Below are 26,310 nucleotides of genomic sequence, written 5' to 3'. Positions count from 1 at the left end.
TGTAACTATATGAAATTAAACATATTCATAGCTGTTCTGGTGTTCTGACAAAACGACCAGTGGTCTTGTCGTTCTTGACAGGTTGTGGAAATGGTCAAGATTTCTCATGGGCACCCGTGATTGCCCTCATGCCCGTGCAAGTACCTCCAAAAACACAAGAACAGTGGAGTGGCCATGCAGCAGACCCGATCGCAAGTGCGTGAACGTGATGGCTTGTATGAACTCGACGCCGGCAGCGACGTCCTCGACAGCCCCCGGTACAACCACGACATCGCTCCAACCAAGGTACAGGAGCGCACCTGGAACAAATGGCACATCACCGCGCTGTGGGTCGGCATGTCGATCTGTGTGCCGACCTATACCCTGGGCGGGGTGCTGACCGCTTACTTCGGCCTGACGGTGGGCGAAGCGTTGCTGGCGATCCTGCTGGCCAACACCGTGGTGCTGATTCCGCTGACACTCAATGCCTTTCCCGGGACCAAGTACGGCATTCCCTTTCCAGTGCTGTTGCGTTCTTCGTTCGGCATCATCGGCTCCAACGTGCCGTGCCTGATCCGTGCGTTGGTTGCATGTGGCTGGTTCGGCATCCAGACCATGTTCGGTGGCCTGGCCATTCACCTGTTCCTCGGATCGTTGTCGGCGGACTGGAAGGCCTTGGGCGGCACCGGCGAAGTGATCGGCTTCATGCTGTTCTGGTGCCTGAACCTGTGGGTGGTGCTGCGCGGTGCCGAGTCGATCAAATGGCTGGAAACCCTCTCGGCGCCGTTGCTGGTGCTGGTCGGTGCCGGGCTGCTGGTGTGGGCGTTGCCCAACGTGTCGCTCAGTGAGCTGATGGCTCAGCCACCCAAACGTCCGGAAGGGGCCAGCGTCTATGGCTACTTCTTTGCCGGGTTGACCGCCATGGTGGGCTTCTGGGCCACCTTGTCGTTGAATATCCCCGACTTCAGCCGCTACGCGAAAAGCCAGAAAGACCAGATCCTCGGGCAGATTTTCGGCCTGCCGCTGACCATGTTCCTGTTCGCGGCATTGGGTGTGGTGCTGACTGCCGCCTCGGCGTCGCTGGTGGGGCAGACCGTGTCCGACCCGGTCAGCCTGATCGGGCATATCCAGAGCCCGGTATGGGTAGCCCTGGCCATGGCCCTGATCATCATCGCCACCTTGTCCACCAACACTGCGGCGAACATCGTTTCGCCCACCAACGACTTCCAGAACCTTGCGCCCAAGTGGATCGGGCGCACCAAGGCGGTGCTGCTCACCGGCCTGGTCGGCTTGTTGCTGATGGCGCATGAGCTGCTGAAAAAGCTTGGGCTGATTGTCAGCGACGTGAGCCTGGAGAGTGTCTATTCCAACTGGCTGCTGGGTTATTCCAGCCTGCTCGGGCCGATTGCCGGGATCATGGTGGTCGACTACTTCCTGCTGCGCAAACAGACCCTGGACCTGGCCGGCCTGTACCGCGATGACGTCTACCCGGCCTGGAATGCCGCCGGCTTCATTGCCTTCGGGGTGCCAGTTGCGCTGACCCTGCTGTCGCTGCAGAGCCAGGTTTTCAGTTGGTTCTACGACTTTGGCTGGTTCACCGGCTCCGCCCTGGGCGGGCTGATCTACTACGCGCTCGGCCAGCTCAAGACTGCCCGTGCGGCCAACCTCAAACCCACCGTGTAGCGCCTATGGCCCGCAGAGGCCAGGCAGCAGATGCAGGAGAACAGCATGCAAACAGCACAGGACGTTCTGCAATCGACCCATCGGCATATCAACGGCGAACGCCTGTGGCAGTCGCTGATGGACCTGGCCCGGCTCGGCGCTACGGTCAAAGGCGGGGTGTGCCGTCTGGCATTGACCGACCTTGATCGCCAGGCCCGCGACCTGTTCGTCAAATGGACCGAGGAGGCCGGTTGTACGGTGACCATCGACGGCGTCGGTAACATTTTCGCCCGCCGTCCGGGCCGCAACCCGCAACTGCCGCCGGTGATGACCGGCAGCCATATCGACACCCAGCCCACCGGCGGCAAGTTTGATGGTTGCTTTGGGGTGCTGGCCGGGCTGGAAGTCATGCGCACCCTCAATGACCTGAAGATCGAAACCGAGGCGCCGCTGGAGGTGGTGGTCTGGACCAACGAGGAAGGCTCGCGCTTCGCTCCGTGCATGATGGGGTCGGGGGTGTTCGCCGAAAAATTCACCCTCGAGGAGACCCTGGCCAAGATCGACGCCGAGGGCATCAGCGTCGGTCAGGCGCTCAACGCCATCGGCTATGCCGGATCGCGGCCGGTCAGTGGTCACCCGGTGGGGGCATATTTCGAAGCGCATATTGAGCAGGGACCAATCCTGGAGGATCAGCACAAGACCATCGGCGTGGTCCTTGGCGCCCTTGGCCAGAAGTGGTTTGACCTGACCTTGCGCGGTGTCGAGGCGCACGCCGGGCCGACGCCGATGCACCTGCGAAAAGACGCTCTGGTTGGCGCCAGTGCGGTGGTGGCGGCGGTCAATCGTGTGGCCCTGGAGCATCAACCGCATGCCTGTGGCACTGTCGGTTGTCTGCAGGCGTATCCGGGCTCGCGCAATGTCATACCAGGCGAGGTGCGTATGACCCTGGACTTCCGTCATCTGCAGCCGGAACGTCTGGATTCGATGATCGCCCAGGTGCGTGATGTGATCAGCAGCACCTGCCAGCAGCATGGGCTGAGCCATACCCTAACTCCGACCGCGGACTTCCCGCCGCTGTACTTCGAACAGGGCTGTGTCGAGGCGGTGCGCAGTGCTGCTCAGGGCCTGGGGTTGTCACACATGGACATCGTCAGTGGCGCCGGGCATGACGCGATCTTCCTCGCCGAGCTCGGGCCTGCGGGGATGATTTTCGTGCCTTGTGAAGGGGGGATCAGCCACAACGAAATCGAGAATGCCGCGCCCGAGGACCTGGCCGATGGCTGTGCGGTGTTGTTGCGCGCGATGCTGGCGGCGGCGCAGGCGGTGGCGCGGGGGAGGGAAGCGGCGTAGGTCTGATCGCGGGGCAAGCCCGCTCCCACCGGGCGGAGTAGTTCACCCGGTGGGAGCGGGCTTGCCCCGCGATCGCGATATCAAAGGCTGTCCCGCACCATCTGCAAAAACGTCGCCACCAGGCGCCGTGAGCTCTGCTCACGCAAGCACACCAAAGTCTCGGTCAGGCGCCGCTGACAATCGACAATCGGCAACGCACACACCCGCGCATCGGCGCCGAACTCGGCCGCCGACACCACACCGACGCCAATCCCCACCACCACCGCCTCGCGCGCCGCTTCCCGGCCTTCGACCTGAATCGCCGGGCGAATGCGCAGGCCCGCGCGTTGCATTTCTTCTTCCAGGGTCTGGCGGGTCACCGAGCCCGGCTCACGCAGCACAATTGGCGTGTCATCCAGATCGGCCAGGCTGATCGAGCCACGGCTGGCCCACGGGTGGTTATGCGAGACGAAGGCCACCATCGGATCGCTGCGCATCGGCACGCACAGCAGACGCTCGTCATCGACATCACGGCCGAGCAGGGCCAGGTCGGCCTGATAATTGAATAGCCGTAGCAGCGACTCATCAGTGTTACCGGTCTCGATCTTGACGCTGATACCGGGGTACTGCTGACAGAACTGGGCGATTTGCGGCAGGACATGCACCGGCGCATCCACCGCCAGTACCAGGGTGCCGGTCTGCAAGGCGCGTGAGTCCTGGAGCAGCTCATGGGCCTCGGCCTCTACGGCAAACAGGCGCTGGGTAATACCCAGCAAGCGTTCGCCCAGATCGGTCAATTGCACCGAACGCTTGTTGCGGTGAAACAGCAGTACGCCGAAGCGTTCCTCCAGTTTGCGTACCTGATCAGAGATGGCCGGCTGGGTCAGGAACAACCGTTCGGCGGCACGGGTGAAGCTGCCGTGCAGGGCAACGGCATGAAAAGCTTTCAACTGAGCATGGGAAACCGACATCGCAGCACCTGTTACAAGCTGAGCTTATTTGTGAAATACGATAAATCGATTTTATTTATCAGTCAGTAATTGTTTCTATCTCCTCCAGCCCGCCACGTCACCTGCAGTGACCGGTGGGTCATGGAGCTGGCTGACAAGGCATAACAACACCCCTTGCTCCAGGTTCCATCTGACCAGGTGACGGTCCTGACCGGCCGTCACGCAGTGCGCAACACAAGAACAAAACAGGCGTTTTTTCAAATTCTGCCGGCACACTCAAGCTCCGAGGTCAGTGTCACCATGAATAAACACATTGCAGATATCAAGCGTTGGCGCGTGCAGATTTTTGCCATTACCTGGATTGCCTACGCTGCGTTTTACTTCACCCGCAAAGCTTTCTCCGTCGCCAAACTGGGCATCGGCGAAGACCCAAGCTTCACCCTCGATAAAATGGCCATGGCCAACCTCGACGCCATCTACCTGGCGGCTTACGCGGTAGGGCAGTTCACCTGGGGCATGCTCGCCGACCGCTTCGGGCCACGGGTGGTGGTGCTCGGCGGCCTGGTGATCTCGGCGGCGGCAGCCCTGGTGATGGGCAGTTACGCGACCTTCCCGATCTTCGCCACCTGCATGCTGGTCCAGGGCCTGGCGCAGTCCACCGGCTGGGCGGGGTTGTGCAAGAACATCGGCAGTTTCTTTCCGTCATCGCAACGCGGGCGGGTGCTGGGGCTGTGGAGTTCCTGCTATGCCTTTGGCGGCCTGGTCGCTTCGCCGTTTGCCGGCTGGTGGGCCTACACCCTGATCGGCAGCTGGCATGCGGCGTTCTTTTCCAGTGCTGCGGTGGTGGCGCTGGTGGCCGTGCTGTTCTTCTTCCTGCAGCGCAACAAGCCTGAAGACATCGGTCTGCCTGCGGTAGAGCCGGAGCCTGAAAGCATGGTGCCCGGTTCGACGATCTGCAGCGTCTGGGCGCCGCTGCGCGAGATTCTGCGCAACCGCACCGTGCTGACCCTGGGCCTGGCGTACTTCATGCTCAAGCCGGCGCGCTACGCGATTCTGTTGTGGGGGCCGGTGATGGTCTTTGAACAGATGCCCTCGGTGGGCAAAGTCGGTGCAGCGATCATTCCCACTGCCTTCGAGCTGGCCGGCTTGCTCGGACCGATTCTGATTGGCCTGGCTTCGGACAAGCTGTTCGGCGCCCGACGCATGCCGGCCTGTGTGATCAGTCTGTTGGTACTCACGGTAGTGCTGGCGCTGTTTATGGGCGCGATGCAAAGCGGCAGCGTGATTTTGGTGGTGGCTTTGCTGTTTGTCATGGGCCTGACCCTGTATGGACCCGACTCAATGATCAGTGGCGCGGCGGCCATCGACTTCGGCAGCGCCAAGGCCGGTGCCACGGCGGCCGGTTTCGTCAACGGCTGTGGTTCGGTGGGGGCAATTCTCGGTGGGCTGCTGCCGGGTTACTTCGACGGTGTCACGGTGTTCATCGTGTTTGCCGGCTGCGCGCTGTTCTCGGCGCTGGTGCTGGTGCCGCACTGGAACAGCCGGCCGGCAACTGCCGAGCATACCCCGGCCGTAGCCCCGAACACCGCCATGGCAATCAAACCGCTGCGCACCTGAAACCTTCAAGGAAGCCGATCATGAGACCCTTCTGGCTGCAACAGGCGCTGGATCAGGAACAAGCCAGCGCATGCCCGGCGCTGGCCGCGGACACCCAATGCGATGTGTGCATTGTCGGCGGTGGCTACACCGGCCTGTGGACCGCGCTGATGCTCAAGGAACACAACCCGGCGCTGGACGTCGTGCTGATCGAAGCCGACATCTGTGGTGCCGGGGCCAGTGGGCGCAACGGCGGATGCGCCCTGTCATGGTCGGCCAAGTATTTCACCCTCGAACGCCTGTTCGGGATGCAGGAGGCGGTGCGCCTGGTCAAGGCCTCGGAGCAGAGCATCTATGCCATCGGTGATTTTTGCCGGGCCCATGGCATCGATGCCGACTACCGTCTGGACGGCACCCTGTACACCGCCACCAACCGCGCCCAGATGGGCGCCACCGATGGCGTGATTGCCGCCCTGGAGCGCCAGGGCATCAACTCGTTCCAGCGTTTGCCGGTGGAGCAGGTACAACGCCTGGCAGGCTCGGCCAAGCATCTGGAAGGCTGGTTCTCGCCGGCCGCCGCCACGGTTCAGCCGGGCAAGCTGGTGCGTGGCCTGCGCCGGGTTGCCCTGCAAAAAGGCGTGCGCATCCATGAAGGCACGGCCATGACCGGTTTGCAGGAAGGGCCCCAGGCCGGGGTGGAAACTGCCGGCGGCACGGTCCGCGCCGGCCGTGTGGTGCTGGCCCTCAATGCCTGGATGGCGCGGGCATTCCCGCAGTTCGAGCGCAGCGTGGCGATCGTCTCCAGTGACATGATCATCACCGAACCGCAGCCGCAGCTGCTGCGGCAGATCGGCTTGACCAGCGGCGTCAGCGTCTTGGACTCGCGGATATTCGTGCATTACTACCACAACACCAGCGATGGCCGGCTGATGCTCGGCAAGGGTGGCAATACCTTTGCCTACGGTGGCCGGATGCTGCCGGTGTTCGACCAGCCGTCGCCTTATGAGGCGCTGTTGCGGCGTAGCCTCGGGGACTTCTTCCCGGCCTTGGCCCATGTACCGGTGGCGGCTACCTGGAACGGGCCTTCGGACCGTTCGGTGACCGGCTTGCCGTTCTTCGGCCGTCTGGGCAGCCAGGGCAATGTGTTTTATGGCTTCGGTTATTCGGGCAGCGGTGTCGGCCCTTGTCATATGGGCGGGCAGATCCTTTCGTCGCTGACGCTGGGGCTGGATAACCCATGGACCCGCTCGCCGCTGGTCAACGGTCCACTGGGCTATTTCCCGCCCGAACCGATCCGTTACCTGGGCTCGCTGATGGTGCGCAATGCCATTCGTCGCAAGGAGCAGGCCGAAGACCACGGGCATCGCCCGCGCCGCCTGGACGTACGCCTGGCGCGCTTTGCCGCGGCGGCGGGCAAAGCCGACAAGGCCTGAGTAGTTTTTTTGTCGATTGCCACCACGAGGACGTATAAACTGCACCCACTTTGCCGGTCGCTACCTGAACCGGCACCTGAAACAAAGAGAGTCGAGATGGGCGCACAGTGGAAAGCCAAGCATAGAGAAACAGCAGCCAACGCCAAAGGCAAGATCATGGGCAAGCTGTCCAAAGAGATCCAGATCGCCGCGAAGGCTGGCGCTGACCCGGACATGAACCCACGCCTGCGTTTGGCGGTCGAGCAGGCCAAAAAGGCCTCGATGACCCGCGAAACCCTGGAGCGGGCGATTCGCAAGGGTGCTGGGCTTGATGGCGACGCGGTGAACTACAATGCGGTGACCTACGAAGGTTTTGCCCCGCACCAGGTGCCGCTGATCGTCGAGTGCCTGACCGACAACGTCAACCGTACCGTGGCGCAAATCCGCGTACTGTTCCGCAAAGGCCAGCTGGGTGCTTCGGGCTCGGTGGCCTGGGACTTCAACCACGTTGGCCTGATTGAAGCCACACCGAGCTCGGCCGACGCCGACCCGGAAATGGCCGCTATCGAAGCCGGCGCCCAGGACTTCGCAGAAGGTGAAGAAGAGGGTTCGACCCTGTTCATCACCGACACCACCGACCTGGATGCCGTGCAGAAAGCCCTGCCTGCTCAAGGTTTCACCGTTGTTTCGGCGAAAATCGGTTACACCCCGAAGAACCCGGTCAGCGGCTTGAGCGATGAGCAGATGGCCGAAGTCGAAGCCTTCCTCACGGCCATCGATGACAATGATGACGTGCAGAATGTCTATGTAGGTCTGGCTGGCTGATATAAAGCTTCAAGGCCCGCTCCCACAGGTCCTGTGGGAGCGGGCTTGCCCCGCGATTCAGACGCCGCGAAGGTGCTGACTGATCGCCGCAAACCCGGGCCGCTGCATGACATCAGGCCGCATGCACAAGCGCTGCAACGCGCGTAATTCCTCGCAGTCCTCCTCGCAGCATCCAAGCAATTCCCCCAGCAGCACCCCGAATGCCAACACTTCGATCCGTTGCAAGGCTACCGCAGCAGTGCTGCCATCCTGCGGATAAAACGATGCTGCACCAAAATCTCCCAGCAGGCAGTCGCCCGCTTCATCACACAGAATGTTGTGCGCATACAGGTCGCCGTGAGTAATGCCATGCCCGTGCAAATGGGCAGCCACCGAAGCAATGGCACCTGCCAGTCGTCTGACCGATGACAGGCTCAGGCGCCGTTCAGCGGGGTAAGTGTCGCGGGTGCAAGAGGCCAGGCTCGGTGGCCCGGCCAGGTTGAACCAGCTCGGGTCGATCAGTTGCATCACCAGCGCAGGCAGTTGCTCGGGATGATTGTCGATACGCCCGGCCAGACGCACCAACTGCCGATGATCGCCCGCAGCGATGCAGGCGGCCATCTCGTTCAGGGGGGAGCCATCGCTGGTCATCTGGCCTTTGTACAATTTGACCGCTACCGGTTCATCCTGCTCCCGCCAGCGGGCCTGATGGATCACGCCGGAGGCACCCTGGCCCAGCACCTGGGCCAGGCGCACATGCTGCCAATCGATGCGTGGGCAATGGCCGGGATCTTCAGGCGCGCAGAACGGCGCCGGCAGCGGATTGCCGGCATAGGCCAGCCAGGCCAGGCGCGGCATCTGCAGCAACCAGTCCGGCAACGCCTGCAACTGGTTGGCGGCAATGCGCATCAGTTCAAGCTTCTGGCAGCGCGCGAGGCTGGCGGGCAGTGACTGTAAGCGGTTCCCGGCCAGCATGATCTTTTGCAGGTCCGCGCAATCGCCCAGCGCCTCGGGCAACGCGGTGAGGCAATTGTCCGTCAATATCAGTGCGCGCAGACGCTTGGGCAAAGCGTTGGGGCTGAGCTGTTCGATGCGGTTGCTCTTGAAGCCCACGATTTCCAGCGCAGGGCACTGGCCGACACCCTCAGGCACGTGGGTAAAGTGGTTGTCCGAGCAGAACAGCACCTTGAGCCGGTGCAGGCGCCCTAGGTCATCAGGCAGTGCACTGAGGCGGTTGCCGCTCAAGTTGAGGACTTCCAGGCTGTCGGCCAGATCGAAGATTTCCCGTGGGAAGTGTTCAAGCTCGTCGCTCAGATCGAGCCGGGTAATACCTGCCAGTCGGCCTGTCTTGAGGTCGGTGAGGGTGTGCATGAGGAGAACGCGGATCCGGTAAAAAAAGCGGTCGCCATGATAGCGGAATCGGTCCGCAGCAGGTGACTTGAGTGCCAGCCATTCATCCCTGAGGACCGGGCATGCATTTGTGCACATCCGATGAGACTTAAGTCATATGGCAGCCTCGTCACGTGCGTCCATACTCGACATTCGCCCTTTTAAATAACAACAAGTTCAGGGTTCAGTATCGATGACTTATCAGCACAGTTACGCCCATTCCATCGCCGATCCTGCTGCGTTCTGGGCCGATCAGGCCGATGACCTGGCCTGGTACCGCAAGCCACTGCAGACCCTCAGTGAAAACGCCGATGGCACCCATCAGTGGTTTGCCGACGGTCGCCTCAACAGCTGCTACCTGGCCCTGGACCATCAGATCGAACAGGGGCGTGGTGAGCAAACCGCGCTGATTTATGACTCGCCAGTGACCGGCAGCCAGCAACAATTCACCTATGTGCAATTGCGCGACGAAGTGGCGCGCCTGGCCGGATTGTTGCGCGAACTTGGCGTGCAGAAGGGTGACGGGGTGATCATCTACATGCCCATGGTGCCCCAGGCGGCCATGGCCATGCTCGCCTGCGCCCGTATCGGTGCAGTGCATTCGGTGGTGTTCGGTGGTTTTGCCGCCAACGAGCTGGCGCTGCGGATCGACGATGCCCGCCCCAAGCTGCTGTTGACTGCCTCGTGCGGGCTGGAATTCGATCGGGTGATCGAATACAAGCCGCTGGTTGATCGCGCCCTGACGCTGGCCAAACATCAGCCGCAGCGGGTGCTGGTGCTGCAACGACCGCAAGCGCAGGCGACCCTGGTTGAGGGGCGCGATCTGGATTGGCACAGCGCTGTGGCCATTGCCAGCCCGGTGCCCCCGGTGGAGCTGGCGGCCGCCGATCCGCTGTACATCATGTATACCTCCGGCACCACCGGCAAACCCAAGGGTATCGTCCGCGAAAACGGCGGCAATGCTGTGGCTCTGGGCTTTGCCATGCGCCATATCTACGGCATGCAGGCCGGTGATGTGTGGTGGGGGATTTCCGATGTCGGCTGGGTGGTCGGTCACTCACTGATCGTCTACGGTCCGCTGATGAATGGCTGCACCACGGTGTTCTACGAGGGCAAGCCGATCCGCACTCCGGATGCTGGCGCTTACTGGCGGGTGGTCGAGCAGTACCGGGTCAACGGTCTGTTCTGTGCGCCAACCGCCATGCGTGCGATCCGCAAGGAAGATCCTGACGGCGAGCTGCTGCGCCGCTATGACTTGAGTTCGCTGCGCCAGTTGTTCCTGGCGGGGGAAAAGCTCGACTCCAGTACCCATCAGTGGCTGGAGACGACCAGTGGCAAGACGGTCCATGACCACTGGTGGCAAACCGAGACCGGTTGGCCGGTCACCGCACCTTGCGTGGGGCTGGACGGCAGCGCGGCGCGGCCGGGGTCAAGCAACCGCGCAGTGCCGGGTTACCACGTGCGCGTGCTGGACGACGACGGCCAGTTGCTCGGTGCCCACCAGCAGGGCGCTATCGTCATTGCCTTGCCATTGCCGCCAGGTTGCAGCCAGACGCTGTGGGGCGATCACCAGCGCTACCTGGACGCTTACCTATCGGCCTATCCGGGTTACTACCACACCGGCGACGGCGGTTATCTGGATGACGATGGCTTTGTCTACATCATGGGGCGCACCGACGACGTCATTAACGTCTCCGGGCATCGGCTGTCCACGGGTGAGATGGAAGACCTGGTCGCCCGTCATCCAGCGGTGGCCGAATGCGCGGTGATTGGTGTGCACGACGAGATCAAGGGCCAGGTGCCATTGGCGCTGGTGGTGCTCAAGGATGGCCAGGGCATCAACGAGGCCGCCTTGCAGAGCGAACTGGTGGCGAGCGTGCGCGAGCAGATCGGCGCCCTGGCGTGCTTCAATCAGGTGCGGGTGGTCAAGCGCCTGCCCAAGACCCGTTCGGGCAAGATCCTGCGTGCGGTACTGCGCAAGATCGCCGATCAGCAGGCCTACACACCGCCCTCGACCCTGGATGATCCGGCAGTACTGGGGGAAATCGAAGCGGTGCTGGCCAGTTTCGCTCGCACCGGTTGAGCGCTGGGAGTACAGCCTGGCCCCTGAAAGCGACTACGTCAGGGCGCATAGGGCAGGGCGCGTTTGTGGGCGGTCTTTGTGTAAGCGCCAATGATGATCTTGGCGCTTTGCACAGAAACCGGCCTGCCGAGCAGGAAGTTGTCGATTTCATCGTAAGTGCAGCCGTGGGCCAATTCGTCCGGTTTGCCTGGATCGAGATCTTCGAGGTCGGCAGTCGGGGTTTTCACTACCAGGCCTGCAGGCGCTCCCAGTACCAACGCGACCTGGCGGACCTGTCCCTTGACCAGGCCAGCCAGCGGGGTCAGGTCGCAAGCACCATCACCGAACTTGGTGAAGAAGCCCATCACCGCTTCAGCCGCGTGATCGGTACCCACCACCAGGCACCCTTTATCACCGGCAATGGCGTACTGGGCGATCATGCGTGCGCGCGCCTTGACGTTGCCTTTGACGAAATCGATCGCGTGCTCATCAGCGGTGTGCTGGCCGCTCAACGCACCCATCATGGCATCGACGGACTGGCCGATGTCGACGGTCAGGGTTTCATCGGGGTTGATGAAACGCAGCGCCTGTTGAGCGTCCTCTTCGTCACGCTGGACGTAGAAGGGCAGGCGCACTGCGTAGAACTTTGCCGGGTAGCCTTCGGCCCGTAGTTGCTCAACCGCAATCTGGCAGAGCTTGCCCGCCGTGGTGGAGTCAACGCCGCCGCTGATCCCCAGCACCAGGCCTTTGGTGTGCGTAGCCCGTACGCGTTCTTTGAGGAAGTCTATGCGGGTAGCGATTTCTTGCGCCGCATCTTTTGCCTCATCCGTCCACTGATTGACCTTGAGGTCGTGAGCGATGCGAGCAGCCGGGTTTTCAGATTGCAGATTAGCGCTCATTGCTGGCCCTCCTTGACGTTGAAAACCTGCTTCAGATACGACAGGTACTCCGGAGATTCGCACTGCGATTTACCCGGTGCATCGGAAATCTTGGCTACCGGCTGGCCCTGGCAGGTGACCATCTTCATCACGATACTCAATGGCTTGACCCCTTCGACACCATTGGTGAGATCCGTGCCGATACCGAACGAGACATTGATGCGGCCACGGAAGTGACGCAGGATCTCCAGCGAACGATCGCCCAGGTTCAGGCCATCGCTGAAAATCAGGGTTTTGCTGCGCGGATCGATGCGCAGTGACTCGTAGTGAGCAATCATGCGATCACCCCATACTAGCGGGTTACCCGAATCGTGGCGGCAGCCATCGAACAGCTTCGCGTAGTAAGCGTCGAAGTCAGCCAAAAAGGCGTCCTGGTTGATCACATCCGTCAGGCACACGCCGACATTACCGCGATACTCCTTGACCCAGCCATCGAGCGCGGCCTTCTGGCTGTCGATCAGGCGGGGGCCGAGTTGCTGGTGAGCCTGGTACCACTCGTGGGCGTTCGTGCCGATGGCCTTGATGTCCAGTTCGCGGGCCAGGTGTACGTTGCTGGTACCGACAAACACACCCGGGAAGTCACGCATCATCGTTTTGACGACTTCCTCCTGAGACTTGAAGGAGATCCTGCGCCGGGTGCCGAAGTCGGCCACTTTGAAATCAGCCAGCTCATCGGCGCTGGCGTTGGACTTCAACCAGTCGAACTTCCTGTACAGGCTTTCACGTACCTGCTCCAGCGACAGGTCGGGGTAAACGTGGCGGTTGCGGATCTCGCTGACGATGGCAAGGATCTTGATCTCGAATGGCGAGATACCGACCCAGGGGCCGCGAGCGCGGATTTCCAGCTGGCCGTTGGCCTTGCCGACCTTCACGAACCGGGGCTTGAGGCGGAAGTCTTCCAGGTAGTCCACATAGTCATGCTTCATGAACGGGATGGCGCGCAGGTGGCGCAGCATGTCCTGGGTGCTGTGCAGTTCCTGAAGCTGTTCGATGGCTTCACGGATCTCACCGATGTAAGGCGTCAGATCTTCATTCGAGCGTACGCGCAAGGCCCATTCCGAGTCAGCTGCAGGGTACGAGTGATAGATAGCCTGGCCCATCGTCAGCTTGTAGAAATCGTCGTCGGTGGGTGAGCGGACGATTGGCTTGTTGTAGTCGAAGACACTTTCCATGTTACTTCCCCTCACTTACAAATTGGCTCAATTGTTCTTCAGTGTTCACCAGCACCGCGCCGGCATTTTTCATCGCCAGCAGTGCCTGTTCGGCATCCTCCTGGCTGATCGCTCGGCAGGCGGGCAGGTACAACGCCACTTCAAAAACCGCGGCGAGTAATTGCAGCACCGTCATTTTCACGCAGTACTCAAGGGCAAGCCCGCCGACCAGTACTTTCCTGATGCCCCTGGCGCGCAACACTTCGATAACGCCGGTGGTCATTGCATCGTCGTGATAGGCCGCGCCATAAGGGTGCAAGTCGAGCTCCAGGCCCTTGTAGACCATGTAACCGTATTCAGTGACTTTCGGCAGGCCGGGGAGAAGCTCGAAACCCGGCGTGCCAACGACGCAGTGTGGAACCCAGGTTTTGTCTGCGTGGGCAAGCCCTGTCGGGGCACCCATTTCGGCGTGAGAGCTGACAACCCATTTGGCATTGGGGCTGTGCGCATCCTTGCTGCCCACTCGAAAGCCTGCCAGCGAGGCCATGAAGTTCAGTGCCGGAACGATTTCATCGCCGCCGGGCACCGGGAGTTCATCTGGGCAAAGCGGGCTGAACCCGCACTGTGCATCAACGTCAAAGCTAGCAATTTCGGATTGGGGGAAGTTCATCTCAGTGCCTCCGCTGTCGTCTTGAACACATAGTGCGTGACGCGTATTAAGTAGTCAACATGAATTGTTGAAATAGGTGAAGGTGGATCATGCAGTGCCATCCTTTAATATGCTGCTTGAGTACTTATCACTCTGGGGGTACCGCAGTTTTTCGATGATGTATTTGACGATATAATTCGCCATACGTACTATGTGCGAAAGGAGGGCGACATGAGCAAAGCAAAACTGGCGGTATATGGCGGGGCGTTCAATCCTCCACACGCAGGGCACGCCCAGGTGATGGCTGCACTGCTGCCTCAAGCGGAGCAGGTGCTGGTGGTACCTTCGTTCTGCCACCCGTTTGGGAAGCAAATGGTGGATTTCGACTTGCGCGTGCAGTGGCTGGAAAAAATCGTCGGGGTTTTCAACGAGCCGCGCCTGGTTGTCGATGATTGCGAGCGTGAACTTTTCCGGCGCAAGTCGCCGATTTTCAGCATTGACCTGCTCAGGTTCATTGCCGATCGCTTCGGCTTGGAAAAAAAAGACGTTGCCCTGGTGATGGGTGAAGACAACCTGAAGGTGCTTCACACGTTTCATGGCTACCAGGCGATCATGGACGAGTTTTCGGTCGTCACCATGCCGGAGACCATCAACGTCCACAGCACGATGATCCGTGATGCCCTCAAGGCCGGTGGCGACATCCCTTCAAGCTGGATAGCGCCAGGCCTGCGGATGACGGACTACCGGGTTTTCGCCGATACTGGGCGGATGTCGTCAGATCAATCGTTGAAGAGTGCGTAAAGTGAGTGAAGAACGAAGAGGGGCCATCCAGTCGGTCGATGTCGGGATCCTTCGATTCAATCGCGAGCTTGGCCGTGCGGAAATTCTCCTGCACAAACGCCAGAACCCGGATGAACCTTATTTCGGTCAGTGGGCTTTGCCCGGCCTGGTCATCAACGGTGACACCCAGGATCAAAGCCTGGAAGCGGCAATCGATCGTCTTCTGCTTTCACCCAAGGTCGGGATTAGCGTTAGCCATTGCGAACAGGTGGTAACAGTCGGTAATGCCGTACGTGATCCCAGGGGCTGGGCCACGACCACCGTTTACATGGCCATGGTCGACGACTCGGTGGAGGTTGAAGGCGACAAACAGTGGGTAGACCTGGTTGCTGTCAGCGAGAAGAAGTTCTTGCTGGCGTTCGACCACAACGATCTGGTCGCCAGAATCAGGGGGCGTCTCGCGGGTAAATTCCGCTACACCAGCATCGGTTTCTCCATGCTGCCGATGAAGTTCACCATGACTGATGTGATCACCTTGTTCTCGGTGGTCAGGGGCGCCAACCCGGCCAAGGGCAAGACGAGCATCGTCCAGCGGGTCAAGAAAATGATCGAAGCGCAGCTCATCGCGTTGACTGACGAGACCGTCCAGCTCGCGATGGGCCGGCCACAATACCTTTACCTCAAGCTCAAACCGGAAGTGATTTTCGAGTTTGACCGTGCACTGTCAGATGACTAAGGCGTAAATCATGAACGCACCAGAGCAGGCTTTTCAGATCTTGCTGGAGACCCCGTTCTTCAACGTAATCAAGCGCGGTAAGTACTTTATCGTGACCGAAGAGCACGAGGTCAACGCTGCTGTAATCCTGGCCAGGAATACCGAGGGCCAGTACCTGCTGGTCCAGCACTACCGGGGTGCCATCGACCAGGATTCCCTGGAGCTGCCGCGCGGTGGCCGCAAGCCGAACGAAACCCTGCTGGAGACCGCCAGGCGCGAGTTGCTGGAGGAGACCGGGTATGAAGCTGAGTCCTGGTCGTTTCTTGGCAAGGTGCACACCAATACCTCACTGATCCGCAGCTCGGTCGAAGTGTACCTGGCCGTTGATGCGGTGCAGGTGACAACGCAAACGGATGGCGAGACCAAGGGTACCTTGGTGTATTCCGAGGAAGAGATGAAAGGCCTGATCCGCGCTGGCAAGATCACCGACGCCCACACGCTGTCAGCCTGGGCAATGCGTTAATCGTATCTTCAGCCGATCTGCCGCAGTTGACCCAGACGGCTGCGGGTCCGGGCCAGATCGTTGGCCATGCCTTGCAGGCTCTCGTCGAGCGGCGCTGCGCCGATCAGCACCAGGTGCTTGTCCTGGTCATAGAGCACATCCACCAGGTTGATGAAGCGCTGTTGCTCGGCGATCGAGCACTGCTCCAGGCACGGCAGGCCGTCGAGGATCCAGTGATCGAAACGCCGGGCCAGTTCCAGGTAGTCGATGACGGCCGTGGGCTGTTCGCAGAGCTGGGCAAAATCAAATCCCACTGTGTCTTGCCGGATGAGCCGCGCCTGCAGCTCGCGCTTGCCCACCTGCAGGGGTATCGAGACCTCGCCCAGCAAAGGCAGTCGCAATGCCTGGCGTTGTTCCGGGCTGCCAGGGCAGAGGTAGTGGCCTTGAGTAAAACGCTGCTGACTGGCGGCATTTGGCAGGCTGCGGTAATCCTGCTCGCCATCGACCTGCAGCACCTGCATCTGGCTGTTGATCAGGCTAATGACCGGCTTGAAACGCTGGTGATAGAGCGGATTGGGCAACAGCCCCTCAGGCGCGTAGTTTGAGGTCACCAGGACAAAAATGCGCCGGGCGAACAAGGCCTGGAACAACCGGGTGATCAGCATCGCGTCGCCGATGTCGTGGACATGGAACTCATCGAAGCACAACACCTGGCAGGCCTCGAGCAATTGATCCAGGGTACAGGCCAGGGCATCGTCCTGGTGGCGGTGTTCGAACATGCCTTGATGCAGGCGGGCGAAAAAATCGTGAAAGTGCAAGCGGCGCTTGTGCGTGTGGGGCAAGGCCTGGAAAAAACCATCGAGCAGCCAGCTTTTGCCGCGGCCGACCGCTCCATGCAGGTACAGGCTGCGGGCCTGGCCGCTTTCCAGGCGGGCGGCCTGGGTTGCCATGTGTTCGATAACCTGCAACTGGCCGAGACTCAAGGTGTAGCCCTGGGCGGCGGCCTTGTTGCGAAAATACTGGCGAACGCTGTCAGCGCAGTCGGCTTCGTCGTGCGCCACAGCCCCGAGGCGTCGGCGCAGGGCACGCAGCGGCGAACGTATCCAGGAGGTCGGCAAGGCAGGCAATCTGGGCTCCTTGAGGTTAATGCGACTCAAGGACCGGCTTGAGCGAGCGCGGCTAATTTAACCAATATGTTCCAGGGCTGCCAGCGCTCCCGACCGGGCTAGCCGGGCGAAAAATCCTGTACCGGATTTGTACGTTTTCTCGCTGGCTGGCAGCTTTTTTCTCGGCTGCTACCCTCAAGGTCAGGTTAAACCTGCATTCAAGGACGCGATGGTGAAGGGATGCTCTCTGGCGGTGATGCTCGGGCTGGTCGTTGCTGACGCTTCGGTCGCCGCCCAATTCATGGTTGAGGTCAAAGTGCATGTGCAGCGCGGCTGTGTACTTGTGCACCAGCCCCGCGAGGCCGGTGCACAGGCGCTGGGCGTCCTCGACTTCGGCAGCACGGCCCGGCTGGACTCGCCATCCGGCCCCATGACCGCTCAGTTACTGAACCAGCGCCCGCCGCGGCTTGAGTGCAACCCTGACACCAGCTACCAGGTCCAGGTCGACGCCGGTCAACACGGCGGCGTGGGCGAAGTACGCTACCTGACCAGCGCCCAGCCTGCGGCCCGGCCGATCCCGTATCGCCTGTATCAGGATCCGGCCTGGCGCGTGCCGCTGCCGGTCAACGTGATACAGCATGCGCGAGTGCCCGCCAGCGGTTCGCTGGAGCTTCCGTTGTATGCCCGTATCGACCGTCTTGCCCAGGTGCCAGCGGTTGGACGTTATTCGGATTTGCTCAAGGTGACCGTCACCTGGTGAAGGCCACTGTGTCGCCTGTTCAAGAGGTGCCTGCTAAAGGAACTGGCAGCATGAAAAAAGCCTTGTTGTTGAGTATCGGCCCGTTGTTACTGGTGAGCCCTGAGGCCTTCGCCGGTATGAGCGGTCATATCCAGGCGCGACTGGTAATCAGTGCCGCCTGTCAGATCAGTGGCGACCCCGGCAGCAGCATCGATGCCTCCGGAGCCGGTGTGCTGGATTTTGGCAGTCAGGGCCCGAGCTGGACCAACCCGCTGCATTCGCGCCTGGATGAAGTGGGTGAAGCGGGCAGCCTGCAGGTGCGCTGCAACCCTTCGGTACGGGCTTTTAGCGTCAGTATCAATGGCGGCGCTAATGGCGATGGGGCCAATCGCCGCCTGCGCAATGGCCGCGAGCTGATTCCCTATCAACTGTCGGCCGACCTCTCGGGTGCGGCCCGCTATGGCATTGGCCAGCAGCGCAATTTCGCCATCAACAGTGTCGCGCAGATCCCCATACCTATCTACGGCGCGGTACTCGCCCATCCCAAGGCGCTGCCGGCCGGCATTTATCGCGACACCCTGATGGTGACCCTGGACTGGTAACACGCAAGGAGTGACTCATGCAGCCTTACATTTCCCGTTTGCTTTTTGCCGGCGTCGGCTTCGCGCTGTGTATGCAAGCCCAGGCGGCGAGCATAACCGGGCAGATCAATGCCACCCTGACCTTGACTGCCAGCTGTCAGGTCAACGGTGCCAGCGGCAGCAGCGGTGTGAACTTCGGTGCGCTGGATTTCGGCACCCAGGAAGCGTTGTTCACCCAGGCACCGGGCCAGGTCCTGGGCGGTGGCGGCGGGGCGATGAGTATCCTCTGCTCCAGCGGTACGGTGCCGGTGGTGAAAGTCGGTACGGGGGCCCATGACTCCCGGTCCGCCGGTGGTACCCGGGCGCTGGCCGATGGTGCCGGCAACTTTGTGCCCTATGACTTCTATACCGATGCCGGGCATTCCCAGTTGTTGACGATCAATGGCACGATCACCCTGCCGACCAGCACGGGCGTCGCGCAGACGGTCAACCTCTACGGCCTGGCCAAGGGCAAGGCTGGCCTGCCGGCCGGGGTCTACACCGACACGGTGAACGTCGAGTTGAGTTTCTGAGGCGTGTTGCGTCCGTTGCACGGGCTATTGGTGCTGCTGGTATGGACCGTTCCTGCGCCGTTGACAGCGCAAGTCAGCAGCAGCTTTCAGGTCAGTGCGCAGGTGGTGGCAGGATGCCTGGTGGTCGGTGGTGGGAGTAACTACGGCAACCTCGACTTCGGTAGCTATTCGGCGCTTTCCAGCGGCCCTGTCAGCACTGCACTCACCGGCACCAGCGTGACCCTGCAATGTACGCCGGGGGTGGCACTGAGCATGAGCATCGGTGGCGGACAGAACAACAGCAGTGGCACCCGCAATCTCAAACGCAGCACGGGCTCGCAGTTGCTGGCCTATCAATTGTTTCGTGACGCCGGTCTCAGCCAGAGCCTGGGCATCGACCAGAGCGTCGCAGTGCCCTACAGCGACCCCAATGCGATCAAGTTGCCGGTGTACGCCCGGGCGCAGTTGAGCGGCAACCTGCCGGCTGGCAGCTACACCGATGTGGTGCAAGTGGTGCTGACCTGGTGAGAGGACTTGCCGGGTGTATTCGACAACCAAGGAGACTGCGGATGAGGGTAAGCGCTGGCAATTCGCGCGGGGTAATCAAAGGGCTGGGCTTCATGCTGGCGGTGCTGTCGGGCGCCCCCTTGCAGGCGGCTACCTCGGTGCTGATCTGGCCGATTGATCCGGTGCTTGAGGCTGACCAGAAAGCTGCGGCGCTGTGGCTGGAAAATCGCGGCACAGCACCGGCCAGCCTGCAGGTGCGAGTGTTCGCCTGGCGCCAGGGCGACTACGACGATCAGTACCAGGCCCAGCGCGAGATTATCGGCAGCCCACCGGTGGCGACCATCGCCCCTGGGCAAAAGCAGTTGATCCGTCTGACTCGCACCAGTGCCTCCCCGGCGGGCCAGGAGCAAGCCTACCGGATCATTATCGATGAGATCCCGCCGGCCTTGCCGGACGCCACCCACATTGACAAGCCGCAAGCTGCGATCCGTTTTCAGATGCGCTACTCGGTACCGTTGTTCGTTTACGGCCAGGGCCTGTGGGGCAAACCGGACACCAGCGGCCAGCGCGACCCGAACAGTGTCGGCAAACCGGCGCTGAGCTGGCGCGAGGTTTCGGTGCAGGGTCGACCTTATGTGGAAATTCGCAACAGCGGGCCTGTGCATGCGCGCCTGACCGACGTGGTGCTGCAACAGGGGGGGCAACACCGTCCGCTGGTCGAAGGCCTGCTTGGCTATGTGCTGCCTGGCGCCAGCATGCGCTGGCCGGTGCCGCAACCGATGACAGCGGCCACGGTGCTCAAGGGCCGGGTCAATGGTCAGGAACCGGCACAAACCCTGAGCCAGGGACAATAAGCGCTCAGTGATACTGCGGGAACAGGGGCCAGGGAGGACCCGGTAATGGTTGGATACCGTGTGTGAGTATTTCACCGGCCATGACCCGCTCGCGGGTGCTGGCGGCCTGTGCGCTGCTGGTGCTGGGCTGTGGCCCGCTGCTTGGCGCCGAGCTGCCACCGCCACCGCCCAGCCTGCAAGCGGTTGGCGATGCGCAGTTGTACCTGGAGCTGGTGGTCAATCAGATGAGCAGCCCTGAGCTGGTGGCGGTGCAGCAACGCGCCGGGCGCCTGTACATGGCCACGGCGGACCTGCAGGCGGCGGGTATCCAGGTCCCAGGGCTGAGCGGCGCTGAAGTGGCCCTGGACACGATCAGCGGTCTGCACACCGACTACGACAGTCAGGGCCAGCGCCTGCTCTTGCAGGTGCCCGCCGCCTGGTTGCCGACCCAGGCCATCGGTAACCGTCAGCTGTACCCGGCCAGCGATGCCCGCAGCAGCTTTGGGGCATTGCTGAACTATGACCTGTACCTGAACGACACCGACGACGGCGGCACCTACCTTGCCGCCTGGAACGAGCTGCGCCTGTTTGACAGCTGGGGCACCTTATCGACCACCGGGCAGTGGCGTCAGGCCCTGGATGGCAACGAGTTCGATGACAGCCAGCGCGGCTTTCGGCGCTACGACACCACCTGGCGCTATACCGACGAAGCGCGCCTGCTGACCCTGGAAGTGGGCGACGTGCTCAGTGGCGCCTTGCCCTGGACCAGTTCGGTACGCCTGGGCGGCGTGCAGGTCTCGCGGGACTTTGCCGTGCGCCCGGACCTGGTCACCTATCCCTTGCCGGCGTTCGCCGGCGAAGCGGCGGTCCCCTCATCGCTGGACCTGTTCATCAATGGCTACAAAAGCTCCAGCGCCGAGTTACAGCCTGGGCCCTACACCCTGACCAACATCCCCTTTATCAATGGTGCCGGTGAGGCGGTAGTGGTGACCACTGATGCCCTGGGGCGCCAGGTGTCCACCACCTTGCCGTTCTATGTCACCAGCAACTTGCTGCAAAAGGGCCTGAGCGATTTCTCGGTTGCTACCGGCAGCCTGCGTCGCGACTATGCCTTGCGTGACTTTGCCTACGGCCCGGGCGTGGCCGCCGCCAGCCTGCGCTACGGCCTGAGTGAGCGCTTCACCCTGGAAAGTCACGTCGAAGCCGCTGAATCCCTGACGCTGGGCGGTGTGGGTGGCAACTGGCAGGTCGGCAACTGGGGCGTGGTCAATGCGGCGCTGAGCCAGAGCATCTTCGACAGCCGTAGCGGCCAGCAATGGAGTCTGGGTTATCAGTACAACAGCCCGCGTCTGGGCTTCAATTATCAGCGCTTGCAACGACGCGGCGATTACGCCGACCTGTCACTGGTCGACAGCCCTTACACGCGCCTGAGCCAGCGCAGTGAGCAAGTCACCCTGAGCCTGAACCTGGAGCGCTACGGCAGCCTGGGTGCTGGTTATTTCGATGTGCGAGCCGGTGACCACAGCCGTACTCGTCTGCTCAACCTGAGCTGGAGCAAGCCCTTGTGGGGCAACAGCAGCCTGTACCTGTCGGCCAACCGCGAGATCGGTGACAGCCAATGGGCTGTTCAGGCGCAATGGGTGATCCCGTTCGACATGAGCGGCACCTTGAGCCTGAGCCTCGAGCGCAACAACAACGGCGAAAGTCTGCAGCGGGTCAACTACAGCCGTGCGGTGCCGGCGGGCGGCGGCGTGGGCTACAACCTCGGCTATGCCGAGGGTGACCGCGAGGCCTATCGTCAGGCCGACCTGACCTGGCGCCTGCAGTCGGTGCAGTTGCAGGCTGGCGCCTATGGCACTGATGGCGACACCACGCGCTGGGCGGATGCCAGCGGTTCGCTGGTATGGATGGATGCCGGGCTGTTTGCCGCCAATCGCATTGACGACGCTTTTGTTGTGGTCAGTACCGATGGATTTGCCGATGTCCCGGTGCGCTACGAGAACCAGCTGGTTGGCCGCACCGATCGCAACGGGCATTTGCTGGTGCCCTGGAGCAGCGGTTACTACCGGGGGAAATACGAGATCGACCCGATGGAGCTGCCCAGCACCGTGCAAGTGCCGCAAGTCGAGCAGCGCCTGGCGGTGCGCCGTGGCACGGGGTATCTGCTGGAGTTTCCGATGCAGCGGGTGGTAGCGGCCAGTATCCACCTGGTCGACGGCGCGCAGCGCGATCTGCCGCTGGGCAGTCAGGTGCGGCATGAACAGAGTGGCGCTCGCACCGTTGTTGGTTGGGACGGGCTGGTCTATCTGGAAGGGCTGGCCGAACACAACAGCCTGGAGGTCGAACGCAGCGATGTTGGCAGCTGTCGTGTGCAGTTCAGTGTCGAGGACGATCAGTCGCAGGTACCGCTGATCGGGCCGCTGGTGTGCCAATGAAGCGTCTGCTGGCGGCCCTGGCGCTGCTGCTCACTGCTCAGGTGCAGGCTCAGTGCGCGGTGGTGGCAACCAACCCGGCCAGTTTTGGCTCGCTCAACTCGACGCAGGTGCGCAATGTGGTGCAGTCCGCCTCCGCCAGCAACGCCGGCCTGCAGTGCACCGGCTCGCTGCTGAGCCTGTTGGCCAGCGACGATCATTTTTATGCCACCTTCACCCCGGTCGGCGGTACCAGCGGGCTGGTCGGGCCCACCGGTGATGTGATCACTTACACCTTGTATGCCAACAACACCACCAGCTTTGCCATCAACCGCAACCAGCGCTACGACTTTGCCCGCAACGGCATCATCGATGCGCTCGGGCTGCTCAACGGCACCTCACCCAAGAGTGTGCCGATCTACCTGAAAAGCCTGATCGGCAGCAATGTCGCAGCCGGCCTGTATCAGGAATCGTTCGTGGTGGAGTGGGACATCAACTACTGCTATGGCATCGGCCTGCTTGGCGCATGCATCGGTCGTCAGATCTTGAAGCAATCGACCAGTCTGACCATTAATCTGACGGTGACCAACGATTGCCAGATCACCACGCCGGCCATCAGCTTTGGCAGTGCCCCGGTGATCAGTGGCTTTACTGCGGTCAATCAGAGCATCAACCTGTCCTGCACCAAGGGCAGCAACTACACGGTGGGCCTGGATGACGGCCAGAATGTGGCGGGTGGGCGGCGGCGGATGAAGTCCAGTGCCAATAACTACCTGGCCTATGACATTTTCAAAAGTGCTGGCACGCAGCGCTGGGGCGTGCTCTCCAGCGCCCGGCGCGCCAGCAGTGACGCCGACATCAACCCGGGGGCGGGTACCGGGACCGGTAGTCAGGTGTTCAACTACAACGCCAAGGTTTATTCCGATCAGGCCACACCGCCGGCTGGCACCTACCTGGACAGTGTGATTCTTGACGTGCAGTTCTGATGCTGAGGCCAGGTTTTGCCAGGCGGATTCTCCTCGGTTGCCGAGCCGCAAGCGCATGCCGGTGGTCACTGTTTGGCGCAATATTTACGAACGGCGGGAACTATCTACACTAGGATTTCTCTATCATGGCACCGCTCGACAGGTGGCAGGGCATTGTAAGGTGACCGCCGCCTGATTAGACTGCGCCGAATTTAGTACGCATAGCCCCTGTTAAGGACGTATATGATCAAGAAATGCTTGTTCCCGGCAGCCGGTTACGGCACTCGCTTCCTGCCTGCTACCAAAGCCATGCCCAAGGAAATGCTGCCGGTGGTGAACAAGCCACTGATCCAGTACGGCGTTGAAGAAGCGCTGGAGGCTGGACTTAACGAGATTTCCATTGTCACCGGTCGTGGCAAGCGCGCCCTGGAAGACCACTTCGACATCAGCTACGAGCTGGAAAACCAGATCAAGGGCACCGACAAGGAAAAATACCTGGTCGGCATCCGTCGTCTGCTCGACGAGTGCTCGTTCTCCTACACCCGTCAGACTGAAATGAAGGGCCTGGGCCACGCGATCCTTACCGGTCGTCCGCTGATCGGCGATGAGCCGTTCGCCGTGGTGCTGGCGGATGACCTGTGCGTCAACCTCGAAGGCGACGGCGTGCTCAAGCAGATGGTCAAGCTGTACAAACAGTACCGCTGCACCATCGTTGCGATCATGGAAGTCGACCCGCAGGAAACCAGCAAATACGGTGTGATCGCCGGTGACCTGATCGGCGACGACCTGTACCGTGTACGCAACATGGTCGAGAAGCCAAAACCTGAAGATGCCCCGTCGAACCTGGCGATCATCGGCCGCTACATCATGACCCCGGACATCTTCAAGCTGATCGAAGAAACCGAGCCGGGCAAGGGCGGTGAGATCCAGATCACCGACGCACTGATGAAACAGGCCCAGGATGGCTGCGTTATTGCCTACAAGTTCAAGGGCAAGCGTTTCGACTGCGGTGGCGCCGAAGGTTACATCGAAGCAACCAACTTCTGCTTCGAGAACTTCTACAAGACCGGCAAGGCTTACTAAGTCATCGGTGTTGTATGAAAAAGCCACCTTCGGGTGGCTTTTTTGTTTCCGACTTGTCAGTCGGGGTATGCTGACGGCCTGGCAAGGAGACTGAAATGGCCTACGATTTTGATCTGTTCGTGATTGGTGCCGGGTCCGGCGGTGTGCGCGCTGCGCGTTTTGCCGCGGGCTTTGGTGCAAAAGTGGCGGTTGCCGAAAGCCGTTACCTGGGTGGTACCTGTGTCAACGTTGGCTGTGTACCGAAAAAACTGCTGGTCTACGGCGCGCATTTCGCCGACGACTTCGAGCAGGCCGCAGGCTTTGGCTGGTCGCTGGAAGATGCTCAGTTCGACTGGGGCCAGCTGATCGCCAACAAGAACCGCGAGATCGCGCGGCTTAACGGCATTTACCGCAACCTGCTGGTCAACAGCGGTGTGACCCTGCTCGAAGGCCACGCCAGGCTGACCGGTGCCCATGAAGTGGAAGTCGACGGCCAGCGCTACAGCGCCGAGCATATCCTGATCGCCACCGGTGGCTGGCCGCAGATTCCGGACATCCCGGGCAAGGAACTGGCGATCAGCTCCAATGAGGCGTTCTTCCTCAAAGATCTGCCCAAGCGCGTGCTGGTGGTCGGCGGCGGTTATATCGCCGTGGAATTTGCCGGCATTTTCCAGGGACTGGGAGCGAAAACCTCGCTGCTGTACCGTGGCGAGCTGTTCCTGCGCGGCTTCGACGGCGGGGTGCGCACGCACCTTAAGGAAGAGCTGGAAAAACGCGGTATGGATCTGCAGTTCAACAGCGATATCCAGCGTATCGAGCGTCAGGACGACGGTAGCCTCAAGGCTACCCTCAAGGATGGCCGCGAGCTGGTGGCCGACTGCGTGTTCTACGCCACCGGGCGGCGACCGATGCTCGACAACCTGGGCCTGGAAAACACCGGCGTGGAGCTCGATCCGCGCGGCTTCATTCGCGTCGATGACCTGTACCAGACCACCGAGCCGTCGATCCTGGCCATTGGCGATGTGATCGGCCGTGTGCAACTGACGCCGGTGGCCCTGGCCGAAGGCATGGCCGTGGTCCGGCGTCTGTTCAAGCCCGAACAGTATCGCCCGGTGGACTACCAGAACATTCCGACTGCCGTGTTCAGCCAGCCGCCTATCGGCACGGTGGGCCTGACCGAAGAACAGGCACTGGAACAAGGTTACAAAGTGCAGATCTTCGAAAGCCGCTTCCGGCCGATGAAGCTGACCTTGACCGAAGTCCAGGAAAAGACCCTGATGAAACTGGTGGTCGATGCCGACACTGACCGCGTGTTGGGCTGCCATATGGTCGGCCCGGATGCTGGCGAAATCATCCAGGGCCTTGGCATTGCGCTGAAGGCCGGGGCGACCAAGCAGCAGTTCGACGAAACCATCGGTGTGCATCCAACGGCTGCCGAAGAGTTCGTGACCCTGCGCACGCCGGTTTCGCGTTGAGTGCCGACCCTGCGCGGTTACCGCGCAGGGTCGGTGTTTTTTCCTACTTGAGCTGTAACAAAAGCGGGCACCTCCGAGTGACCGCAGCTGACATTCGCCGATAGCGACATTGCAGATACTGACTGGGTTTTGCGTAGCAGCGCACAGTCAGGTCAGGGCCTG

At 61.3% G+C, this 26,310-nt stretch carries 24 protein-coding genes; 18 read left to right on the top strand and 6 right to left on the bottom strand.

Annotated features, from left to right (window positions below):
- Window positions 1-174: 174 nt before the first annotated feature.
- Both ACVI9W_RS02435 and ACVI9W_RS02430 read left to right on the top strand, forming a co-directional pair.
- Window positions 175-1,662, top strand: a complete 1,488-nt coding sequence (locus ACVI9W_RS02435) for an NCS1 family nucleobase:cation symporter-1 (RefSeq protein WP_461529077.1) — start codon at window positions 175-177, stop codon at window positions 1,660-1,662.
- A 45-nt stretch (window positions 1,663-1,707) separates the two neighbouring features.
- On the top strand, window positions 1,708-2,991 hold the full coding sequence (locus ACVI9W_RS02430) for a Zn-dependent hydrolase (RefSeq protein ID WP_461529076.1): 1,284 nt from the start codon (window positions 1,708-1,710) through the stop codon (window positions 2,989-2,991).
- 80 nt (window positions 2,992-3,071) lie between these two features.
- On the opposite strand, the gene ACVI9W_RS02425 is transcribed toward ACVI9W_RS02430, so the two are convergent.
- Window positions 3,072-3,941 (bottom strand): LysR family transcriptional regulator, encoded by an 870-nt coding sequence (locus ACVI9W_RS02425; RefSeq protein ID WP_038612437.1) that lies wholly within the window; start codon window positions 3,939-3,941, stop codon window positions 3,072-3,074.
- 279 nt (window positions 3,942-4,220) lie between these two features.
- Here ACVI9W_RS02425 and ACVI9W_RS02420 point away from each other — a divergent pair, with 279 nt between their 5' ends.
- From ACVI9W_RS02420 to ACVI9W_RS02410, 3 genes are all read left to right on the top strand, one after another.
- Window positions 4,221-5,537: an MFS transporter gene (locus ACVI9W_RS02420; protein WP_038612435.1), complete on the top strand. Its 1,317-nt coding sequence runs from the start codon at window positions 4,221-4,223 to the stop codon at window positions 5,535-5,537.
- Between the two features lie 20 nt (window positions 5,538-5,557).
- Window positions 5,558-6,949: an FAD-dependent oxidoreductase gene (locus ACVI9W_RS02415; RefSeq protein ID WP_461529075.1), complete on the top strand. Its 1,392-nt coding sequence runs from the start codon at window positions 5,558-5,560 to the stop codon at window positions 6,947-6,949.
- A gap of 96 nt (window positions 6,950-7,045) precedes the next feature.
- Window positions 7,046-7,753 carry a YebC/PmpR family DNA-binding transcriptional regulator gene (locus ACVI9W_RS02410; RefSeq protein WP_157193082.1) on the top strand — a complete coding sequence of 236 codons (708 nt, stop codon included), beginning with the start codon at window positions 7,046-7,048 and terminating at the stop codon, window positions 7,751-7,753.
- A gap of 57 nt (window positions 7,754-7,810) precedes the next feature.
- On the opposite strand, the gene ACVI9W_RS02405 is transcribed toward ACVI9W_RS02410, so the two are convergent.
- Window positions 7,811-9,103, bottom strand: coding sequence for a leucine-rich repeat-containing protein kinase family protein (locus ACVI9W_RS02405; RefSeq protein ID WP_461529074.1), 1,293 nt, complete (start codon window positions 9,101-9,103; stop codon window positions 7,811-7,813).
- Window positions 9,104-9,314: 211 nt separating this feature from the next.
- Between ACVI9W_RS02405 and ACVI9W_RS02400 the strand changes: the two genes are divergently transcribed.
- A complete protein-coding gene (locus ACVI9W_RS02400; RefSeq protein ID WP_461529073.1) occupies window positions 9,315-11,204 on the top strand; it encodes a propionyl-CoA synthetase in 1,890 nt (629 codons plus the stop codon).
- 38 nt (window positions 11,205-11,242) lie between these two features.
- Here ACVI9W_RS02400 and nadE read toward each other — a convergent pair whose 3' ends face one another.
- From nadE to ACVI9W_RS02385, 3 genes are read right to left on the bottom strand one after another with little or no spacing between them, the layout of a single operon-like run.
- Window positions 11,243-12,082, bottom strand: coding sequence for an ammonia-dependent NAD(+) synthetase (gene nadE, locus ACVI9W_RS02395; RefSeq protein WP_461529072.1), 840 nt, complete (start codon window positions 12,080-12,082; stop codon window positions 11,243-11,245).
- Entirely contained in the window at window positions 12,079-13,293 is a 1,215-nt protein-coding gene (gene pncB, locus ACVI9W_RS02390) for a nicotinate phosphoribosyltransferase (protein ID WP_461529071.1), read from the bottom strand. Before pncB ends, nadE begins: the two co-directional genes overlap by 4 nt.
- Before the next feature lies 1 nt (window position 13,294).
- A complete protein-coding gene (locus ACVI9W_RS02385; RefSeq protein WP_461529070.1) occupies window positions 13,295-13,942 on the bottom strand; it encodes a nicotinamidase in 648 nt (215 codons plus the stop codon).
- A 210-nt stretch (window positions 13,943-14,152) separates the two neighbouring features.
- On the opposite strand from ACVI9W_RS02385, the gene ACVI9W_RS02380 reads away from it, so the two are divergent.
- Genes ACVI9W_RS02380 through ACVI9W_RS02370 form a run of 3 tightly spaced genes read left to right on the top strand, consistent with a single transcriptional unit; the run spans window position 14,153 to window position 15,939 of the window.
- Window positions 14,153-14,722: an adenylyltransferase/cytidyltransferase family protein gene (locus ACVI9W_RS02380; protein ID WP_461529069.1), complete on the top strand. Its 570-nt coding sequence runs from the start codon at window positions 14,153-14,155 to the stop codon at window positions 14,720-14,722.
- Between the two features lies 1 nt (window position 14,723).
- Window positions 14,724-15,437, top strand: coding sequence for an NUDIX hydrolase (locus ACVI9W_RS02375; protein WP_461529068.1), 714 nt, complete (start codon window positions 14,724-14,726; stop codon window positions 15,435-15,437).
- A gap of 10 nt (window positions 15,438-15,447) precedes the next feature.
- Window positions 15,448-15,939: an NUDIX hydrolase gene (locus tag ACVI9W_RS02370; protein WP_461529067.1), complete on the top strand. Its 492-nt coding sequence runs from the start codon at window positions 15,448-15,450 to the stop codon at window positions 15,937-15,939.
- A gap of 8 nt (window positions 15,940-15,947) precedes the next feature.
- On the opposite strand, the gene zapE is transcribed toward ACVI9W_RS02370, so the two are convergent.
- Complete coding sequence (gene zapE, locus ACVI9W_RS02365; RefSeq protein ID WP_461529066.1) at window positions 15,948-17,045, bottom strand: cell division protein ZapE; 1,098 nt, start codon at window positions 17,043-17,045, stop codon at window positions 15,948-15,950.
- Window positions 17,046-17,280: 235 nt separating this feature from the next.
- Between zapE and ACVI9W_RS02360 the strand changes: the two genes are divergently transcribed.
- The 9 genes from ACVI9W_RS02360 (at window position 17,281) to gorA (ending at window position 26,148) form a co-directional block, all read left to right on the top strand.
- Window positions 17,281-17,784 (top strand): Csu type fimbrial protein, encoded by a 504-nt coding sequence (locus ACVI9W_RS02360; RefSeq protein WP_461531783.1) that lies wholly within the window; start codon window positions 17,281-17,283, stop codon window positions 17,782-17,784.
- A gap of 50 nt (window positions 17,785-17,834) precedes the next feature.
- A complete protein-coding gene (locus tag ACVI9W_RS02355) occupies window positions 17,835-18,365 on the top strand; it encodes a Csu type fimbrial protein (RefSeq protein ID WP_461529065.1) in 531 nt (176 codons plus the stop codon).
- Between the two features lie 17 nt (window positions 18,366-18,382).
- Entirely contained in the window at window positions 18,383-18,916 is a 534-nt protein-coding gene (locus ACVI9W_RS02350) for a Csu type fimbrial protein (protein ID WP_461529064.1), read from the top strand.
- A 3-nt stretch (window positions 18,917-18,919) separates the two neighbouring features.
- Window positions 18,920-19,423 (top strand): Csu type fimbrial protein, encoded by a 504-nt coding sequence (locus tag ACVI9W_RS02345; RefSeq protein ID WP_461529063.1) that lies wholly within the window; start codon window positions 18,920-18,922, stop codon window positions 19,421-19,423.
- A gap of 41 nt (window positions 19,424-19,464) precedes the next feature.
- Window positions 19,465-20,256: a fimbrial biogenesis chaperone gene (locus tag ACVI9W_RS02340; RefSeq protein WP_461529062.1), complete on the top strand. Its 792-nt coding sequence runs from the start codon at window positions 19,465-19,467 to the stop codon at window positions 20,254-20,256.
- Between the two features lie 80 nt (window positions 20,257-20,336).
- Window positions 20,337-22,670 (top strand): fimbria/pilus outer membrane usher protein, encoded by a 2,334-nt coding sequence (locus ACVI9W_RS02335; protein WP_461531782.1) that lies wholly within the window; start codon window positions 20,337-20,339, stop codon window positions 22,668-22,670.
- Window positions 22,667-23,632, top strand: a complete 966-nt coding sequence (locus tag ACVI9W_RS02330; RefSeq protein WP_461529061.1) for a Csu type fimbrial protein — start codon at window positions 22,667-22,669, stop codon at window positions 23,630-23,632. The genes ACVI9W_RS02335 and ACVI9W_RS02330 overlap by 4 nt, the downstream gene beginning before the upstream one ends.
- A 222-nt stretch (window positions 23,633-23,854) precedes the next feature.
- The gene (gene galU, locus ACVI9W_RS02325) at window positions 23,855-24,694 is read left to right on the top strand and encodes a UTP--glucose-1-phosphate uridylyltransferase GalU (protein ID WP_128325695.1); all 840 of its coding nucleotides are present in this window, start codon (window positions 23,855-23,857) and stop codon (window positions 24,692-24,694) included.
- Window positions 24,695-24,789: 95 nt separating this feature from the next.
- Window positions 24,790-26,148, top strand: a complete 1,359-nt coding sequence (gene gorA, locus ACVI9W_RS02320) for a glutathione-disulfide reductase (protein WP_157193067.1) — start codon at window positions 24,790-24,792, stop codon at window positions 26,146-26,148.
- Window positions 26,149-26,310 lie beyond the last annotated feature (162 nt).

The sequence above is a fragment of the Pseudomonas sp. 210_17 TE3656 genome (genome assembly GCF_054821965.1).
Note: the sequence above shows the minus strand (reverse complement) of the source record. Positions and strands in the feature narration are given on the sequence as shown.

Bases quoted from the DNA above. Each gene is read 5' to 3' on its own strand.
- gorA (WP_157193067.1), top strand. From the start codon at position 24,790: ATGGCCTACGATTTTGATCTGTTCGTGATTGGTGCCGGGTCCGGCGGT.
- ACVI9W_RS02385 (WP_461529070.1), bottom strand. From the start codon at position 13,942: ATGAACTTCCCCCAATCCGAAATTGCTAGCTTTGACGTTGATGCACAG.
- ACVI9W_RS02340 (WP_461529062.1), top strand. From the start codon at position 19,465: ATGAGGGTAAGCGCTGGCAATTCGCGCGGGGTAATCAAAGGGCTGGGC.
- nadE (WP_461529072.1), bottom strand. From the start codon at position 12,082: ATGAGCGCTAATCTGCAATCTGAAAACCCGGCTGCTCGCATCGCTCAC.
- ACVI9W_RS02435 (WP_461529077.1), top strand. From the start codon at position 175: ATGCAGCAGACCCGATCGCAAGTGCGTGAACGTGATGGCTTGTATGAA.
- galU (WP_128325695.1), top strand. From the start codon at position 23,855: ATGATCAAGAAATGCTTGTTCCCGGCAGCCGGTTACGGCACTCGCTTC.
- pncB (WP_461529071.1), bottom strand. From the start codon at position 13,293: ATGGAAAGTGTCTTCGACTACAACAAGCCAATCGTCCGCTCACCCACC.
- ACVI9W_RS02400 (WP_461529073.1), top strand. From the start codon at position 9,315: ATGACTTATCAGCACAGTTACGCCCATTCCATCGCCGATCCTGCTGCG.
- ACVI9W_RS02425 (WP_038612437.1), bottom strand. From the start codon at position 3,941: ATGTCGGTTTCCCATGCTCAGTTGAAAGCTTTTCATGCCGTTGCCCTG.
- ACVI9W_RS02350 (WP_461529064.1), top strand. From the start codon at position 18,383: ATGCAGCCTTACATTTCCCGTTTGCTTTTTGCCGGCGTCGGCTTCGCG.
- ACVI9W_RS02370 (WP_461529067.1), top strand. From the start codon at position 15,448: ATGAACGCACCAGAGCAGGCTTTTCAGATCTTGCTGGAGACCCCGTTC.
- ACVI9W_RS02415 (WP_461529075.1), top strand. From the start codon at position 5,558: ATGAGACCCTTCTGGCTGCAACAGGCGCTGGATCAGGAACAAGCCAGC.
- ACVI9W_RS02405 (WP_461529074.1), bottom strand. From the start codon at position 9,103: ATGCACACCCTCACCGACCTCAAGACAGGCCGACTGGCAGGTATTACC.
- ACVI9W_RS02420 (WP_038612435.1), top strand. From the start codon at position 4,221: ATGAATAAACACATTGCAGATATCAAGCGTTGGCGCGTGCAGATTTTT.
- ACVI9W_RS02410 (WP_157193082.1), top strand. From the start codon at position 7,046: ATGGGCGCACAGTGGAAAGCCAAGCATAGAGAAACAGCAGCCAACGCC.
- ACVI9W_RS02335 (WP_461531782.1), top strand. From the start codon at position 20,337: ATGACCCGCTCGCGGGTGCTGGCGGCCTGTGCGCTGCTGGTGCTGGGC.
- ACVI9W_RS02355 (WP_461529065.1), top strand. From the start codon at position 17,835: ATGAAAAAAGCCTTGTTGTTGAGTATCGGCCCGTTGTTACTGGTGAGC.
- ACVI9W_RS02380 (WP_461529069.1), top strand. From the start codon at position 14,153: ATGAGCAAAGCAAAACTGGCGGTATATGGCGGGGCGTTCAATCCTCCA.
- ACVI9W_RS02360 (WP_461531783.1), top strand. From the start codon at position 17,281: ATGCTCGGGCTGGTCGTTGCTGACGCTTCGGTCGCCGCCCAATTCATG.
- ACVI9W_RS02330 (WP_461529061.1), top strand. From the start codon at position 22,667: ATGAAGCGTCTGCTGGCGGCCCTGGCGCTGCTGCTCACTGCTCAGGTG.
- ACVI9W_RS02430 (WP_461529076.1), top strand. From the start codon at position 1,708: ATGCAAACAGCACAGGACGTTCTGCAATCGACCCATCGGCATATCAAC.